The 17596-nt window shown below is 57.6% G+C and carries 14 protein-coding genes and 1 tRNA gene; 11 read left to right on the plus strand and 4 right to left on the minus strand.

The annotated features are described in order from the left end of the window. The first annotated feature begins 79 nt into the window (after positions 1–79). Together WAW39_RS18335 and WAW39_RS18340 are read left to right on the plus strand one after the other, a co-directional pair. Positions 80–1156, plus strand: coding sequence for a hypothetical protein (locus tag WAW39_RS18335; RefSeq protein WP_422320638.1), 1077 nt, complete (start codon positions 80–82; stop codon positions 1154–1156). 112 nt (positions 1157–1268) lie between these two features. Next, the gene (locus WAW39_RS18340; protein WP_422320639.1) at positions 1269–1925 is read left to right on the plus strand and encodes a hypothetical protein; all 657 of its coding nucleotides are present in this window, start codon (positions 1269–1271) and stop codon (positions 1923–1925) included. Between the two features lie 207 nt (positions 1926–2132). On the opposite strand, the gene dnaB is transcribed toward WAW39_RS18340, so the two are convergent. Next, positions 2133–3644: a replicative DNA helicase gene (gene dnaB / locus WAW39_RS18345; RefSeq protein ID WP_422320640.1), complete on the minus strand. Its 1512-nt coding sequence runs from the start codon at positions 3642–3644 to the stop codon at positions 2133–2135. Positions 3645–3906: 262 nt separating this feature from the next. On the opposite strand from dnaB, the gene WAW39_RS18350 reads away from it, so the two are divergent. The 9 genes from WAW39_RS18350 to WAW39_RS18390 all read left to right on the plus strand — a co-directional run bounded on the left by WAW39_RS18350 (position 3907) and on the right by WAW39_RS18390 (position 13687). Continuing rightward, a complete protein-coding gene (locus WAW39_RS18350) occupies positions 3907–5622 on the plus strand; it encodes a tetratricopeptide repeat protein (RefSeq protein ID WP_422320641.1) in 1716 nt (571 codons plus the stop codon). A 72-nt stretch (positions 5623–5694) separates the two neighbouring features. Beyond that, positions 5695–5770 (plus strand) — tRNA-Ala (locus WAW39_RS18355). A gap of 311 nt (positions 5771–6081) precedes the next feature. Next, entirely contained in the window at positions 6082–7179 is a 1098-nt protein-coding gene (gene dnaN / locus WAW39_RS18360) for a DNA polymerase III subunit beta (protein WP_422320642.1), read from the plus strand. A gap of 28 nt (positions 7180–7207) precedes the next feature. Then, the gene (locus WAW39_RS18365; RefSeq protein WP_422320643.1) at positions 7208–7699 is read left to right on the plus strand and encodes a hypothetical protein; all 492 of its coding nucleotides are present in this window, start codon (positions 7208–7210) and stop codon (positions 7697–7699) included. A 117-nt stretch (positions 7700–7816) separates the two neighbouring features. After that, positions 7817–8680: a prephenate dehydrogenase gene (locus WAW39_RS18370; protein WP_422320644.1), complete on the plus strand. Its 864-nt coding sequence runs from the start codon at positions 7817–7819 to the stop codon at positions 8678–8680. 5 nt (positions 8681–8685) lie between these two features. Then, positions 8686–10068, plus strand: a complete 1383-nt coding sequence (gene aroA / locus WAW39_RS18375) for a 3-phosphoshikimate 1-carboxyvinyltransferase (protein WP_422320645.1) — start codon at positions 8686–8688, stop codon at positions 10066–10068. Positions 10069–10082: 14 nt separating this feature from the next. Then, a complete protein-coding gene (cmk, locus tag WAW39_RS18380) occupies positions 10083–10706 on the plus strand; it encodes a (d)CMP kinase (protein ID WP_422320646.1) in 624 nt (207 codons plus the stop codon). 13 nt (positions 10707–10719) lie between these two features. Further along, positions 10720–11331: a lysophospholipid acyltransferase family protein gene (locus WAW39_RS18385; protein WP_422320647.1), complete on the plus strand. Its 612-nt coding sequence runs from the start codon at positions 10720–10722 to the stop codon at positions 11329–11331. Positions 11332–11656: 325 nt separating this feature from the next. Beyond that, a complete protein-coding gene (locus WAW39_RS18390; protein ID WP_422320648.1) occupies positions 11657–13687 on the plus strand; it encodes a hypothetical protein in 2031 nt (676 codons plus the stop codon). Between the two features lie 61 nt (positions 13688–13748). Here the strand turns inward: WAW39_RS18390 and WAW39_RS18395 are convergent, their stop codons facing one another. From WAW39_RS18395 to eboE, 3 genes are all read right to left on the minus strand, one after another. Continuing rightward, positions 13749–14156, minus strand: coding sequence for a DUF2721 domain-containing protein (locus WAW39_RS18395; RefSeq protein WP_422320649.1), 408 nt, complete (start codon positions 14154–14156; stop codon positions 13749–13751). Positions 14157–14175: 19 nt separating this feature from the next. After that, entirely contained in the window at positions 14176–16143 is a 1968-nt protein-coding gene (locus WAW39_RS18400) for a bifunctional aldolase/short-chain dehydrogenase (protein ID WP_422320650.1), read from the minus strand. 63 nt (positions 16144–16206) lie between these two features. Continuing rightward, positions 16207–17385 carry a metabolite traffic protein EboE gene (gene eboE / locus WAW39_RS18405; protein WP_422320651.1) on the minus strand — a complete coding sequence of 393 codons (1179 nt, stop codon included), beginning with the start codon at positions 17383–17385 and terminating at the stop codon, positions 16207–16209. Positions 17386–17596: the final 211 nt, after the last annotated feature.

Raw genomic sequence — 17596 nt, forward strand, 5'->3', positions numbered from 1 at the left:
TTAACTTCACGCAATCCTGGCCGAAGAACGGGGTCCACCTCAGTTTGCCAGCAACATCCTGCATTTTGTCACTCCCAAGTTGACAACAGAACTGCCTCAGACTCATGTGCAGCTCAGGGCTTACAACGGGGCGTCTGAAATATCGGTGCAAGATTTTTTGGGGAAATATTCTTGGTCGGGCGTCGGGGCAGGTGGAGAGGCTGACCCGGAAGATCCTTGCCAGTTTATGGTTAGCAGAGCCAACCCCGGACGAACCATCGTCCAACTCAAGCGCAACACCGACGGCGCCATCCTTTCGGAAATGCATGTCTGGGTCGTGTGGGCGACGGTCAAGCAGGAGCAGGGAGACACACAGTTTGAGCCTGTCCAAGATGGTTCGGAAATATATGCGACATGGACTATCGTCCAAGAAGTTGGCAAACAGAAGCGATTCGTCTTTCAGATTCAGCCTAAATCAATAACCGACCTTACTGCTGACATTCCTGATTTAACGGGTGCTGCTGCTGCTCAGCACCCCCCCCCAGGTTCAAACACGCATTGTTTCACTGACTACAATTATGATCCTGAAAACACAACTCAGCCAATACCGGTAGTCAGTGGTGACACCGCAGCCAGCAAGTGGGACGTTTCACGGCAAGCGCAGGTCACGATCACCAATACGGATCGGATTCCAAAAGACGCACTCAAGTCAGTGTGGCCCCCTTCAGTATGTGTCGGCCAGGACGTTGCGACTCCTACCATACCAGTCCCGTTTCCAGCCTTGGACTACCAAGGAAATGATGACCCGAGGTATGCAGGTGGGACAGATGAAAATGACGACCCCTATCATGTGAGGCCCAATGCTTCAGATGATCTGCAACATGAGGTGGGCGAACTCACATCGGTTGACAGCCCGACTATTGCAGCCGCGTACGATTGGGTGACAAAGGACGGGATGAAGTTGGAATACAAATACGACTTTCGTGAGTTTGCCCGCATTCAGTTGTGGGATAACAAGCGCACCGCAGGACAGTTTTGGTTTCGGATATCGAACCTCAGTGAGGGTGAGGAGGGTCAAAAGGGTGAATGGCACCATCACGCCAAATTCAAGTCCGAAATCAAGTCCGAAATCAAGTCTTGGATAAACGATGGATCAAGCCCAGTTTCACCCCCCTAAACCTTAATTTTACCGCCACCAGGATATGCGCACTTCAACTATAATCGTCACTTTGTTTGCTTTGCTCTGTGCTTCGCCCACTCGATTGTACTCAGCTCCCGATTTCACGTCCATGCCGATCGACGAGGTACGGAAGATCATCAGCGCTGTCGCTGTGACGGACTATGCTTCGGCGGGGAAAGTCGTTGAAGCGGCGCTCAAATCCCGGCGAACTGACGTCATTTTAGCATGCTATGATTCAAGCACTGTGCATTCACTCCTTTCAGAGATTAGGCAGAATATGGAGGACTCTTATTTGAAGGGACAACTCATGGTGATGGAACTTCGGCATTACAGGAAATGGCCCGACGGGAATTTTGCGAAAATGCACAACGAGCAGGGCAGGACGGCGCTATTTATACTTCCCATGGTCAGCCAATACCTTCCTGACACACCCATTAAGTATAATGTGATCTCAAGTCCCGAGCGTCGGAAATCTCTGGCTGACAAGCTCGAAGTTGCCGTGAGAAAGAAGTGGGGCATCTCAGAAGGAGACCCAAACTCAGAGAGCAAGCAGGGTGGATTGATCCCAGTAACGGGTGAAGGTAATGCATCAGAGGTCAAACCATCGACTGCGATAGCAAGTGTTCAACACACCCCTGTAGCGGGTGCTGCCAATCAACCCGTGGAGCAGCCCAAACACTCCGATCAAGGAATCAGCTCTTGGCTCGGCGTGTTGATCGTGGCGGTTTTTGGCCTGCTGTGGTTGCTGCTCAAGCGACTTAAATGATAAAATAAATGAACGCACGAGCCAACCAATGGCATTGGCTGTGCCAATCCATCTGGAAAATTAAAATCCGCACGGCTGTTGATTCACCTGCTCCCTGCAGGTTCACCCCTGCGGGGCAGTCTTTCGAACTGTCTCAAACGCCAAGCTGGATGCTGGATGGCGTCAGGTTGAGGAGCGCTCAAGGCTCTGGCTCTGGGGACTTGCTTGTTAAGGCGACTCGGCTTCTTCGCTGCGCTCGACGAAGCGCATGGCGTGGTCGATGAAGCGGAGGAGGACGTCGTCGGTGGGGCCGTTGCGGTTTTTGGCGAGGATGAGCATGGCTTCGCCTTTTTTCTTTTCTTCGGCCTCCTCGTCTTCGACTTCCATTTTGGCACCGGCGTAGTCGGAGCGGGTGAGGAGACCGACCATGTCGGCGTCCTGTTCGATGGAGCCCGACTCACGCAAGTCGGAGAGCACGGGACGCTGGCCTTTGCGGGATTCGACGGCGCGGTTGAGCTGGGCGAGGACGATGATGGGGACGTTCAGTTCTTTGGCGAGGCCCTTGATACCGGCGGAGATTTCGGCGATTTCGATCTGACGGTTGTCCTTGGCGCGGCGGCTCTGGGAGGTGACGAGCTGAAGATAATCGATCATGATCATCTGGATGCCGTGCTGCTTTTTGAGGCGGCGTGATTTGGCGCGCATCTCCATGATGTCGAGACCGGGCGTTTCATCGATGAAGATCTGAGCTTTCTGCAAATCACGCGTGGCCTTGGCGAGAGCGTCCTGCTGAGCGCGGGAGAGCAGACCACGAGAGAGGTCCTGCATGCTGAGGCGTGCGCGGGAGACGAGGAGACGACGAACGAGCATGGTGGCGCTCATTTCCAAACTGAAGACCACGCAGGGGGTGTTGCAGTCCACGGCGATGTGCTCGACGATGTTCATCGCGAGGGAGGTTTTACCCATGGAAGGACGGGCGGCGATGACGAACATTTCACCGCCCTGCAGGCCGGAGCTCATGGCGTCGAGCTTGCTGTAACCGGTGGACAGACCACGCAGCTGGCCGGGGTGCTCCAGCATGTACTGGATGCTGTCGATGGCGTCCATGACGTGGGTGGAGAGGGTCTTGATGCCCTCCTTGGCACCGACGGATTCACGCACGGCGAGCACGCGTTGTTCGGCATGGTCGATGAGCGTGTCGATGTTCTCGTCCATCTGCTCTTTGCCGTGCTCGTAGGCGTGATGGATGTTCAGCGAGCTGGCGTGGATAAGCTCCCGCAGGATGTGCTTATCGAGGACGATCTTCTTATAATAAGGGAAGTGCGAGGGGATCGGAACGAAGGCGAACAGTTCCGAGATGGCGGCTGCCCCACCGACCTTGTCGAGGAGGTTTTGCTCACGCAGCGCATGAGTGAGCGTGACGGGATCGATGGGGAGGTTTTTGTCGTAAAACTCCAGCAGCTTTTCGTAGATGGTGCGATTGGCGTCGTGATAAAAGGCCAGAGCAGGGAGATTGACGCGGCAGTCACTGAGGCGTTCGAGGGGATCCTGCAGGAGGCAGGAGAGCACGCCTTTTTCGGCCTCGTCGCTGAAGGGGAGGGCGCGATTGAAGGAGGCGAGGAGCTCCTCTGCGGTGGGGACTTCGTTGCGTTTTTTGAAATTCTCCCGCTTTTTGGCAGGCTCAGCAGCACCGTTTGGAGGTGTTTCTGCTGTCGTATTGGGAGTGGAATTTTCGGCCATGGAGGACGATCAGGATGGAGGGCTGCGGATTTGCGTCAATGGCGTGCTCATTCGTGATGCCGTCGGATTTGGCGTCTTTTGGGGCGATTTCGGGTGTTTTGAAAAAACCGCGTCAACGGCACCCCCTCAGAATTTTGTGTGTGAGAATTTGTGCGACCTAATAATATACTTTCATCAAAAGCTTGATGTGTCTTTGGTCGTGTCGAAAACTGAACACCTCCGGATCTACCGGGTCAAACGCCCCTCCAAATCACAACCACCTATGTTACTTACAGCACTCAAACTTAAACTCGCGGCTCTGGTCGCGGTCGCAGGCATCGACACTGCCGAAATGCCCGGAGCTTCGAAAGAGTTCACGGACATCCTCACAGCCCTCAAGGCTGACCAGGACAAAGTTCAGGCGAATCCTGGCGCCGGCCCAGATGTCAACAAGTCCTTCAATGACGCCGTCGCGAAAGTGCGCGAACTGGCACAGAAGGATGACAAGGACGCCGTCTATGCTCTTGCCCATTGGGGAGTGCTCAGCGGTGCGAACATCAACGAAGTCGCCGCTCTGTTCCGCAAGGCTGCCGACAAAGGACAGATCCTCGCCAAATCCGAACTCGCCCAGGTGCTGATGCAGGCTGGTGCGCAGAATCCGGATGCCGTGAAGGAAGCGATCAAGCTGATCAAGGAAGCTGAAGCTGCTGACAACAAAGTTTCCCGTCGCATGCTGGCCCAGCTTCATCTGCAAGGTGTCACCGAAGGTGAAAAAGGTCTTGTGGTGGTGGAGAAGAGCCCGGCAAAAGCCAAGGAGCTTCTGGAAAAAGGTGAGAAGGCAGGTGACGGCGAAGCCACTCTCGGTCTGGCACAGATCTACTCCGCCGGAGTGGAAGGAATTCCCCAGGACCAGAAGAAGGCGCTCGAATACCTCATCGAAGCCGGCAAGCAGGGCAGCGCCGTTGCCCTGAGCACCTATGGTGCCCGTCTTCTGAATGGCGACCCTGACACGAAGGAAAGCCCGAAGCTGGTGCAGAAGGATGTGACTGCCGCACTGAAGATGTTTGAAGAAGCCGCCGGCAAAGGCCTTGCTGCTGCCAACCGCATTCTGGGTCAGATCTACGAAAACGGTGTCGGCCCTGATGGCGCTGATGTGAAGCAGGACGTGACCAAGGCTTTCGACTACTACACCAAGGCCGCCAATGGCAACGACCCCCAGGCTCTCTTCCGCCTCGGCAATGCTTTCGAAACCGGCATCATCAAGGACCCTAAAGGCAAGCGTGACGACAAGGACAACATCCTGATCCAGCCAAATCCAAAGAGCGCCCTCGACCTCTATCGTCTGGCTGCCCAGAACAACCTTGCCGAAGCCTTCTACAACGTCGGCGTGTATTATGAAACCGGCACTGTGGTGGACAAAGATCCTGCCAAGGCATTCACCTTCCTCATGAAGGCTTCCACGGCTGGCATCGCCCAGGCCATGAACCGTCTTGCCGGCCTCTATGCCAACGGAACCGGTGTTGCTCAGGACGTGGTGGCAGCCGCAGGCTGGTACCAGCGTGCAGCAGACATGGGCTTCGCCCCTGCGCAGATTGCTCTTGGCATCCTCTATGAACAGGGTGCAGGCGTGCGTCAGAGCCGCATGGTGGCCGCGGGCCTCTATGCCGATGCAGCCCAGCAGGGTGTGGCCCTGGCCATGCTTCGCCTCGCCAACCTGTATGCAGTCGGTGTGGTTCCCGGCACTCCTGAACTTCCCCGTGCCTGGGCTTATGCCAATCAGGCTGATGAAGTCGCCAAAAAGAGCGGCAACAAGGCTGACATGGACGTCACCGCCAACGTGATCAAGCAGCTCGAAGGCAAGATGAAGCCTGAAGAAATCGCCGAAGCGAAGAAGATCTTTGAAAAGCTTCCGAAGCCACAGGCAGGCGCAGCTCCGGCAGCCCCAACCGTGCAGGATTCCGCTCCCACCAAAGCTGGTGATGCGAAGAAGAAGAAATAGCACTTGTCAAAACAGAGCTCTTTGCTAGTCTCCGGCTCCCCAAATCAGGGGAGCCGGTTTTTTTTAATTTCCGGGGCATTAGCTCAGTTGGTAGAGCGCCTGCATGGCATGCAGGAGGTCAGCGGTTCGAACCCGCTATGCTCCACCAAATCCCGTGCAGTTGAACTGCTGGTGATCAATTGAACCGAAGTCAGCCAATTCCAAAGTTTGAGACCCGACGGCTCTGGAATGCAAACAGAGGATTGACGAGCCTTAAAAGCGACTCGTAGTTTGGATTGCACCGCCCCAAGCAGTTTGGCATGGTGAAACAGGTCTGAATATCCACTTCACCATGAAAATGAAACGCACCACGAAAGTGAAGGAACTCAGATTGCAGTTAGACACCCGGATTTTTCCGCTCAATATCCTTGCCGTTTCATCTGGGTTTGTTAACAAATCGACCCACAGCAGGCATTTTATATGAAGTTTACCATCAGCAAAGAATCCTTCCTGGACGCCATCAACCAGGTTCAGCATGTGGTCAGTTCGCGTACCACACTCGCCATTCTATCCAATGTGCTGCTCAAGGCGAAGGATGGAAGGCTTGAACTCACGACCACCGACCTGGATGTTGGCGTGACTTGTTCGGTTCCCTGCGAAGTCGATGAGCCAGGGGCCACCACACTTCCAGCGCGCCGTCTTGCCACCATCGTTCGCGAATTGCCTGCGGAAGAAATCGAAGTCAAAGTTGATGAGAAAAACGTTGCCTCCATTCGCAGTGGCCCGAGTTATTTCAAAGTGCTGGGCCTGACCAGCGAGGAATTCCCCGCGCTGCCCCGTTTTGATGACGCGCGTGAGTTCCGCATCGAGCAGCAGGTGCTGCGCGACTGCCTGCGCAAGACCAGCTACGCCATCTCCACGGACGAAACGCGCTATGTGCTCAATGGCATTCTCTTCGCCTTCAAGGACAACGCCCTGACGATGGTCGCCACGGACGGCCGCCGACTGGCCATGGTGGAGCAGGAACTGGAATTCCCCCAAAGCCAGGAGATCGACATCATTGTGCCCACGAAGGCTGTGAACGAGCTTTCCCGGTTGCTGGGAGATTCGGGCGAGGTGGCCATTCGTGTCACCGGTTCACAGGTTGGCTTTGATCTGGGCGAGAGCCTGCTGGTCAGCAAACTCATCGACGGGAACTACCCGAACTACCGTCAGGTCATTCCTGGTGAATCGAAGGAACGTATTCCGCTGGAGAGGGAAGCCTTTCTCCGGGCCATCTCACGCGTGTCCCTGCTGGTCACCGAAAAATCGAACTCGATCAAATTCATCTTCACGCCCGGAAGCGTGGAAATCGTGGCGACTTCTCCGGATGTCGGCGAAGCACGTGAAACGGTGGCCATCAATTACAAGGGCGTCCCTATCACCATCGCCTTCAATCCAGAATTCGCGATGGCCCCGCTGCGCAATCTGAGCGCGGATGAAGTGCATCTGCACCTGATCGATGAAATCAGTCCCGGGGTGCTGCGCAGTGGCACGAATTTCCTGTATGTGCTGATGCCCATGCGCGTGAATGCCTGATCCTGTCTTTCCTTCCATCCAACACGCCATGAAACGACTCCTGCAGGCATCTTTGCTGATCGTGACCGCCACCAGCTTCACCGCATGCTATGGCCCGAATCCGCCGCCGCCTCCCGGCGGGCGCGGAGGACGTGGGCGTTCTTTGGATGTCCCGCCCCGCTATGGAGTGCCGCAGGAGCAGACGCAGTATTTTGACGGGGTGGACCTGACCAATCCCAATGCAGCGGCGGTTCAGACCCCTGACCCCAACGCTCCTGTGACGGGTGACAATGTCACGCCTCCGCCAACGACCGGAAATACGACGGCACCACCACCTGTGTCAGTGACACCTCCCGGCAGCACACCGACTCCTGCGGCTCCAGCTCCTGCGGAGATACCCTTCGCCACTCGTATCACCGGCAAGCCGGGCTTTGTGAAAAGCCCGTTTGACCCGAATGGACAGGCCATTGACGTGCGTGACTTCCAGTCCGGTCAAAAGGCGCGCTGCCCCTACACGGGCAAAATTTTCCGTGTGCCCTGATCTTCTGCGCCGCCCGCTTCCTCTCCTGACTTAGGAGCGGGAGCGGGGTCGATCCTGCCGAGGTTTTACTGAGCCGTGTCTGCGGCCCTTCGGATTTGTCCCGTTTCCATCCTTTTTGTGTCCGTCGAACGTTCCATTGCCATCTTCAGTCCCGGTCTGCTAGGCGGATCACTGGCCAAAACGATCCAGCAGCGCATGCCTGGTCTGGAAGTCCGTGTCTGGGCCAGACGTGACGATGCTGTGGAGGAGGTCCGGCAAGCGCTTCCCGGGGTGATCGCCAGCAAAGATATTCAGGAGGTCATTCGGGGGGCTTCCATCGCCGTTCTGTGCATGCCGATCCAGTACATGCCGGCCATTGCACAGCAGATCGCCAGATGTGAATTGTCGGATGACTTGATCGTGACGGACGTCGGCAGTGTGAAGGGCGGAGTGGTGGCGGACTTGGAGGCGATTTTCATGCAAACCAAAGCGGCCTTTCTGGGCAGCCACCCCATGGCAGGCTCCCAGCGCACCGGGCTGGCGAACGCACGGGGGGATCTGTTTCACCAAGCGGCCTGCATTTTGACGCCGACAGTGCACACCAAGCCGGAGCATCTGGGCAGATTGCGCACTTTTTGGGTCAAGCTGGGCTGTCGCATTCAGGAAATGACGCCGCAGCAGCATGACCACTGTGTTGCGCGCATTTCACACCTGCCGCACAGCATGGCGGTGCTGACGACGCTGGCGGCCTTGAGTCAGGATACCCGGGTGCTAGACAGCTCCGCAGGTGGTTTTCGTGACACCACGCGTGTCGCTGGAGGTGATCCGGACATGTGGGCGGGCATTCTGATGCAAAACCGCACGGAGGTGATGGCAGCCCTGCAAGATGCCTCATCTGTCATGCGAGAGCTTCTTGAAATGCTCCAGAGCATGGACGAAGTAGCCCTCCGCCGATTTCTCGCCCAGGCCAAAGCCCTGCGCGACCTCCTTCCGGCGGTCTGAAGATCATGGCCAGCCTCAAGTCGAAGAAACTCAAAAGCATTCCCGCCGAAATCACCGTCCCCGGTGACAAAAGCATCTCCCACCGTTCCGCCATGTTTGCCGGACTCGCGAAGGGCACGACCATCATTGATGGCTTCCTGCCCAGCGAGGACTGTCTCTGCACTGTGCATGCCATGCAGGCGCTGGGCGCCACGATGGAGCCGCTGGAGGAGGTGGAGGGAGTTGGCCTCGTCAAACTGGCCATCACCGGCAACGGCATGAAATTGAAGGCACCGGACAAGCCTGTCGATTGCGGTAATTCCGGCACCACGATCCGCCTGCTTTCAGGCATTCTCGCCGGGCAGGAATTCAAGACCGAGCTGTTTGGCGATGCCTCCCTTTCCAAGCGTCCGATGAAACGCGTCGCTGATCCTCTCGGCCAGATGGGCGCGATGATCACCGGGCAGGGTGAGAAAATCTGTGCTCCGCTCACGATTACCGGGGCTCCCTTGAAATCGATTTACTACAAGCTGCCTGTGGCCAGCGCCCAAGTGAAAAGCGCCATTCTGCTGGCCGGGCTCTACGCATCTGGCAAGACGACGGTGGTGGAGCCGGTGGCAACCCGCAATCACACTGAGCGACTGTTCACGCACTTTGGCATCAAATGGCTGCGTGAAGACGACTGCGTGAGTGTCTATGGCGGTCAGGAACCGCAGGCCAATGACATTGTTGTGCCAGGAGATATTTCCAGTGCGGCATTTTGGATGGTGGCCGCTGCGGCCACGCCGGGGGCTCAGATCACGCTCAACAATGTCGGGCTCAATCCAACACGTACAGGCGTCATCAATGTTCTTTTGCGCATGGGTGCTCTGGTCACCAGTTCGGAAACGCATTCCGAAGGCGAGCCGCGTGGGAACATCACGGTACGCGGTGGCGATTTGAATGCCACGGTGATCGGTGGGGCGGAAATACCCAACGTCATCGACGAACTGCCCATTCTGGCAGTGGCGGCTGCGCTGGCCCGTGGCAAGACGCTGATCCGTGACGCCTCCGAACTGCGAGTGAAAGAGACGGACCGCATCGCTGCTGTGGCTTCGAATTTGCGCCTGATGGGTGTCACTGTTACTGAGCATCCGGATGGGATGGAAATCGAAGGCGGAGCCCAACTGCAGGGCGCCACGCTGCCTTGCTATGGTGACCATCGAATTGCCATGGCCTTCCTGGTTGCGGGCATGTTTGCTGAGGGCACCACCACGCTTGAGGGCACGGAGTGCATTTCGACGTCCTATCCAGGCTTTGAGCGCCATCTCGATCTCTTTCTGAACGGGGACGATGGTGCGCGCCCGATTCCTGTCATGTCCGCCATCCCTCAGCCGATGGTGGATAAAATGAATCGTGACAAATCATGAGCGTGGCGCATTCCGTGATCACGATTGATGGGCCTGCGGCCTCCGGCAAGAGCAGCATTGCGCGACTTGTCGCCCAGCGGCTGGGGCGCACATATGTCAACACGGGCAACATGTACCGGGCCATGACGTGGGCGGTGCTACAGACCGGGGTGGACCCGCAGGATGCTGATGCCGTGCGTGCTGCAGCGGCTGGCATTGTGATCGAATCGCCCGTGGTGGACGGCAAAACGCAGGTCTGCATTTCCGGGCGGACGCTTACGGATGCCGAACTCAACAGTGATCCCGTCAACCGCGCGGTGTCATTCATTGCGCGCGTCGATGAAGTGCGTGACCGGCTGGTGGCCTATCAGCGTGCGCTGGCCGCCGATGGTCCGCTGGTCATGGAAGGGCGCGATATTGGCTCGGTGGTTTTTCCGGACAGTCCGCACAAAATTTACATTGATGCCAGCGAGGAGGTTCGCGCCAGCCGGCGTGGTGCGCAGGGGCTTTCGGATCAGATTGCCGAGCGGGATCGCATTGACAAACAGCGCAAGAACAGTCCGCTTGTCATCCCTGCAGGAGCGATCATCATCGATAATTCCCACATTACTCTCGACCAGGCGGTTGATCAGGTGATCGCGGTGCTGCAGCTTTCTTAACCGAGAACGGACAATGAACTTCTCCTACTGGTTTGGTCATCGAGTCTTTCGCGAACTCGCGCATGGGTTGTTTGATTATCGCGTGGTCGGAGCGGAAAAACTGAAGTTCTCGGGTCCTGCGATCATTGCGTGCAACCACGTCAGTTTTCTCGATCCTCCGCTGGTGGGAATCGCCTTTGATGAGATGGTTTACTCCTTCGCGCGGAAAACGCTGTTTGATCATCCGATTGCGGCTAAGATTTTGAGGAGCTGGCAGGTGCTGGCGGTTGATCGTGACAAACCGGATACGGCTTCGCTCAAGAACATCATTCGATTGCTGCGTGATGGGAACAAAGTGATCATGTTTCCTGAAGGCACCCGCAGTTACGACGGGGTGCCACAATCTGCCGAAGCGGGTGTGGGGCTTTTCATCGCCAAAAGCAAAGCTCCGGTGCTGCCTGTTCGCCTGTTTGGCACCTATGAGGCTTATCCGCGAGGTGCCAAGACCCTGCGGCCTGCCAAGATCACGCTTGTCGTCGGCGACCTGTGGCAGCCTGATTTGAAAAGCTACGCGGAATCTGGCAAGGAGCTGTATCAGGCTCTGGCGGATGAAGTCATGCACCGGATTTCGGAGTTGAGAGTGTGAGTTGGACTACTCACGTCTGAATTGAAACCTGGAGCGTCGGAAGGTCTGAAAGCTGAAATCCCGGGCATTGACTGGGTTTACAAGATTTTCCCGCATAATTTGTTACAGAACTTTCTTCTTCTGATTAATCTTATTCGTGTAATGGAACAACGTCTGCTTAGAATTTGAAATCCAACTTCGCCCTTTTGTAATGTCACAGCTCCGATCCTTGATCGTGAAAACTGCTCTTCCGATCAAATCGAAATCCGTACCAACCCCAAGCACACAATCTGGGCATGAAGAATTCAGCCCAGAGGGGGGGCCGTGGCTGGTGAGGCAGACGTTCATGCGGGCGGAAACAATCTGGCTCTCTTCCATGCTGGGGGCGTATTTTCCGTCACTGCCGCGGGTGCTGGACATTCTCAATGAGGGGACGCAGACGAATGTCATGCTCGGTACGGCACCTGGAGAGGTTGTGAGGCAGTATTGCAGCCGGGTGGGGCCGCTGCCGATTGGGATCGCCTGTGTGCTGGTGTGGCGGCTTGCGTCGGAGCTAGAGGCCTTGGAGTCGTTCCTGCCTGAGGCGGTTTCTTTTGTGGATCCGCTGAACTGCCGGGTGGGGTTGTGGCAGCAGGACTTTTTGCAGTTGTTTGTGGATCGTTTTGAGTCGCGGCCCTTGGGGCGTGCGGAGATTGCTTCGAGAGTGATGCAGGTCTGCGCGATCCTGATCAAGGGCCATCCGACAGAGCCCATCAGTGCGTCCGTGGCGGCCAAAGTGCCGTCTTCATTGCTGACGCACCTGCGAGAGTGGCAGGCAACGGGAAGCACGCTGCTGACGCTGGGGCAGATCAAAGGTTTGATGCTGATGGCGACCGCCGCCGTGACGCGGGGCCTGAGGGGCTCCAACATGATGTCGCAGCTCTTTGCCAATGAGCGCTGGCATCCTTTGCTGCCGTTTCAGAGGACCACCCCGCATGTTTATGGACGCACAGAGGGATCGCGGATGCCTGTGATTTCCGTTCGGCTTTCCCGCCTGCTGGCTCATCGGCACCGGCTGACCGAGATCGAAGTATTGATGCTGCACAATCGCCTGCGTGAGCAAGCGGCTGCCGTGCCGGTACTGGGGCTGGCGCTGGATCCTGAGCATATTCTGCTTCGCCTTCCCGGACTGAGGGAAAGTGCGAATGACTCCAAGATGCTGGACATCCGCCTCGACAGTCTGGCGGAGTTCACGGTGGCGTTGGAGTCTGCAGCGGACTGTTTGACGCTGGGCCGGTCTCCGGTGGTCATCCGGGAGGCGGTGGAGCCTGGCAAACCCTTTTCGGATCTGCGGGGAGATGTTGAAGAGCAGCTTAGCCGTCTTTGGCAGACGCTGCAGGACGGTACGTTCAGCCTGTCTGGCTACAATATGGAGTCCGTTGGCAATCGGGAGCTACCGGGGCAATTCTTTTGTTATCTGGGGAATGCTTTTCAGCGGGTGGGGCGAACCGTCAGCCCGCGGCCTGCACCCACCGAGCCGGCCACGCGGACAGCGCCGCGCGTACCGATATTGTCACCTTCTCCTCGTGAAACGGAGTCGCAAACTCCTCTGGTGGAAGAAAGTATGAAATCATCTTCCATTTTTCCTTTTAACCAATCACTCGATAAGCTACCGCAACACCCTATGAAGATGATCCTGATCACCGCTGGCAGCGGAGGCACCGGCAAGAGCACCATTGCCCGCCTTATTTACGAACTTGCCAACTTTGAGACGCGTGATGACGTGGCCATGTTCGACTGCGATGCTCTGGGGAACCGAGATTTTCAGAAAATTTCACCCAACAAGATTGAATCCATGCCCATCGACAACATCGACTCGATGCGTCGCATCGTGGAAACAGCGATGGATGGGAAACTTGTCCTGGCGGATCTGCCGGCGAGCTGCCAGGACATTTTGGGTCGTGATCTGAACCCTGAAATCATCCAGAGTCTGCGTGAAGATGACGGACTGCACTGGCTGCCGATTCATCCGGTGACAGCGAAGGCCGCCACTCTGCCTGCCATCAAACAGTGGCGTTCGGCCATCTTTGGTGAAGCTCCCTCCATTGTGGTTGTCAGTCTGAAAGACGGCCCCGTTTCATCCGATTTGCTGGATGAAATCATCCGCCCGCAGGATCTGGTGCTGCGCATGCCGGTTTTGGATCAAAGCCTTGCGGCTGCTCTGGATGCGTCAAACGCGACGTGGTTGGACATTCTCGAAGGACGTGTGCAGGACAGCCACCGCATGTTTGGCAATCCGCTGGTGAAGCGTCAGCTGCGCTTCAAACGCAAGGAATGCGAGGATGCTCTTTTCCCGCTGCTGCGCCGCATCATCAAGGATCCGAGCACCGCCAGCTAGGCTGGTGTCATCCATTTTCTTTTCACGATCAGCCCGGTCTCAAGACGGGCTTTTCTTTTGCCTACTCGTCCCGGCATTTCACGTCCTGCAGGTGCAGGTCCAGAGCCGTGCCGGACATCTGAATTTCCACCAGGGTCAGAATCAGAGATGCCAGCATGAGCAGCAGGCTGATGCCAAAGGTGATCTGGCCACCTGGCTGATGACTGAAGAAAAGCAAGGTCATGCTGACCACGCAGAACATCATGCTCAGCACGCCCATGGACTGCATGTGCTTGATGATGCGGATGCGCTTCCGCAGGCTTCGAATCTGTGCCAGCAGCATGGGCTCCTGGGTGGTCAGCCAGTTTGCATGCAGGCCACGGACGACACTGGCCAAGCCCAGAAAGCGGTTGGTGTGTGCCAGCAGCAGAAGAGAGATGGCTGGGAAGAGGAGAGAAGGAGTTGAGAGGGGAAGTTCTGGCAGTGTCATTGCTTGCCCCTTTCAGAGATTAGATCACCCGGTCATTCCCACCGTCCACGGGGATCTGAGCACCGGTGACTTTGGCGAACAAGGGGGAGGCCATGGCGCTGACCATGTTGCCGATGTCCTTGGATTTGATCTCCACCTTCATGAGGTTCTTGGTCTTGTACTCCTCGACGGTCATGCCGTAGCGGGTGGCGCTTTTTTGGAGGGCTTCGGGGGTCCAGAGCTTGGTGTCGAAGACGGCGTCGGGGTGGACGATGTTGACGCGGATTTTGTGCGGGGCGAGCTCAAGAGCGGCGACGCGGCAGAGCTGGGTGAGGGCGGCCTTGGAGCAGGAGTAGGCGCTGGCACCGGGGCCGGGGGCCTTGAAGTTGCGGCTGCCGACGAAGATGATGCTGGCATCGATGCCCTGCTTCACGAAGGGGATGACCTTGTTCATCAGCTTCTGATGGCTGGTGAGGTTGATCATGATGGTGCGGTCCCAATCCGTCTGCGCCATGGCGTCGAGATGGTCGTTTTTGGGGAAGATGCCGGCGTTGCTGACGACGATGTCGATGCCGCCGAACTCGCGGACGGTGAAGTCGATGGCGTCCTGGACGGGCTGGTCTTCGGTGAGGTTCACAACAATGCCGATGCCGCCGATCTTTTTCATGATGTCGGGGATGTCTTTGTCGATGTCGAGGCCGACGACCTGCGCGCCCTGCTCGGCGAGGGACTCAGCGATGGCGAAGCCGATGCCGGCGGCACAGCCGGTGACGAGGGCGACTTTGCCCTGGTGCACCTTGCGTGCGGGGCCTTTGCGCAGCTTGGCCTGTTCGAGGTCCCAGTATTCGATTTCGAAGATGTCCTTTTCGGGCAACGGCTGCCAGCCACCGACGGATTCGCCGAGCTGAACGGTTGCGGCCGTCGATTCAGCGATGTCGGCGACGATCTTGGCGTCCTTCAAGGTATCGCCAAAGCTGACAACGCCGTGATTCGGCCAGATGGCGAAGCGTGGGGCCGGATCGAGCATGGTCTGACCGCTGGCGTGGCGCTGGAAGTAAGCAGCGTAGTCGTCTGCGTATTGCTGAACGCTGGCGTCAAGGTCTGCGCCGATGAAGGCTGGCGCGCGCTTGGTGCGGATGCTGTGATCCGGGGTCAGGGGGCCGCGTGTGCCGAAATCGGCCACGGTGGCGAGATTGGCATATCCCACGGCTTCCGGGGACGCATTGAGGCGGGCGATCTGTGGGAAGCCACGGCGCTTGGAGATGGCCTGGCGCAGTTTTGCCAAAGCCATGAGGTCTTCGGTGGCTGCCGCCGTGGCTGCCTTGGCACCTTTTTTGGCAAGATAGTCCTCTGCCATCGTCACCATCTCGATGTGCAGTTCGTAGCTTTTGCGGGCGTCGTCATCGAAGGTGAAGAGGCCGTGCTTGAGCAGCACCATGCCTTGGATGCCTTCCTGACGCAGATCGCGACCTGCGATGAGATCAGCGATGGTTTTGGCCAGAATGAAGCCGGGCATCACATACGGGACGATGATGACGCGATTGCCGTAGATTTCCTTCACGCGGGCTTCGCCGTCGGCGTTGCAGGTGAGGGCTGAAATGGCGTTGGCGTGGCTGTGATCGACGAATTTGAAGGGCAGGATGGCGTGCAGGATCGCCTCAATGCTGGCGGCGGGCGCATTGGGGTTAGTCATGGCAGCACGCTGCTGGAGGACCATATCCTCATCGCTCATGGTGGCGAGTTTGGACATCTTGATCAGCGCCTCCATGCGGACAGGGGAGAATCCGGCGCGCTCGATGGTGGCGAGGTCCCAGCCGCTGCCTTTGACGTAGCAGAGATTGACCGGATCACCGAAGAAGTCCTGCTCCGTGACCTTGACTGAGGTGTTTCCGCCGCCGTGCAGGACGAGGGCGGGATTCCGGCCGAGCAGACGGGAGGTGTAAACGCGTTGTCCGAGCAGATCGGTGCCGAAAGTGGCGGCTTCTTGGTCGTTCCAGAGGGATTGCATGTGGGGAAATTGGGAATGCCAGACTTCCGATGGATGCGCCCCGGTGCAAGGGGATTTTCCCTCTCAAACGGGGGCCAGAGCCCGGTTTCGCATCTCTCCCAGAGTCCAATCGTATTCCCTCACCAGCTGATCCACCACATCTCCGCTGCGCATCTCCAGCGGCAGGACTTCCCAGGTGTAGGTTTCCATCTCGATGTGCTGGCATTTGGTGGGATTTTTGGCCAGCCAGTCCATGGCGCCGATCAAGTGATCCCGTGTGCTGTCAAAACCGCCGCCGGGCTGGGCATGGATGGGGATGTGGAAATGCACGCGCCACTCCTCCCCGAGGCTTCCAGGATTGGCCTGGGCGAACTGCAGGGCATCTGGCAAGTCCTTGAAACGGCGCAGGGGTTCGTCTTTGCCGTAGCTGGCGATGACCTGGTGGAAGTAGACCGGTTCATCGAAGGCTGGCAGCTGGGCGATGTTTTCAGGCGTGGGTTTCAGTTTAAGAGCCGAGCTGAAGTGGAGCTTGCTGAGGCGGATTCCCGCCCCGGTGATGCGCGACAGTGCTTTTTCGGCATCTTCAAATTCGATGGCGAGGTGGCAGGTGTCATAGTTCAGGCCCACGAATTTGAAGAAGTCGCGGTCGCGGGGATTGCGGTCGAGGTAGAGCCCGAAAAACTTGAGGGTTTCGCCGCTGGTTTCAAACAGGCCGAGGGGCTCCGGTTCCAGGCCGAGATGCAGGTCGTGTCCGCTCTTGGTGGCGACTTTTTCGATGTGCTCGCGGCAGAGGCGCAGGTTGGTGAAAATGGCCTGCAGCTCATCGGCACCGACGCCGAAGGTCTTGTGGGAGCCGGGCAGGGTGCTGACGCTGCCGCTCACGCCGGGCGGCAGCAGCTGGGCCAGGATGTCGAAGAGCAGGTTGGTGTAGTCGAGGCGCTCCGGGGAAGTCCAGTCCGGCAGGAAGACCTGTTCTTTGACCCGGGTGCCGTGGAAGGAGCCGTAAGGGAAGCCGTTGATGGTGAAAACGTAGCAGCCGTTGGCCTCCAGCCAGGCTTTGAATTCGTCGATTTTTCCCGGAGCGCTGAGTTCCACTGCTGCCTGCTGGCTGAGACGGAGGCCGATGCCGTAGGGTTTGCCGCCGCTGACGCGATCCTTGACCCGGAGGGTGTAGTTCTTGAGGCCGCTCCAAGTTTCCTCCCACGTTTCGCCGCGGTGGATGTTGGTGCAGTAGCCGAGATGGATGCCGTGGTTGAGGAGCATGCTGCTAGGTGTGCAACACTGTGCCCGCCGTCAAATGAATCGTCGGGCTAGTTGGCAGGAGAGGGGAGCTCTGCGTTTGCGAAACGGATTTGTGGAAAGCGGGCGTGGAGATGATCGATGGCGGGCTGAGGACAGCCCGGCCCTACCTGCGCTGGGCATGCCGAATACAAAAAAACGGGCGTCTGGTCAAGGCGCCCGCTGTATTAGCAAA

It is taken from the genome of Prosthecobacter sp. (genome assembly GCF_049294395.1).
Taxonomy (GTDB): domain Bacteria; phylum Verrucomicrobiota; class Verrucomicrobiia; order Verrucomicrobiales; family Verrucomicrobiaceae; genus Prosthecobacter.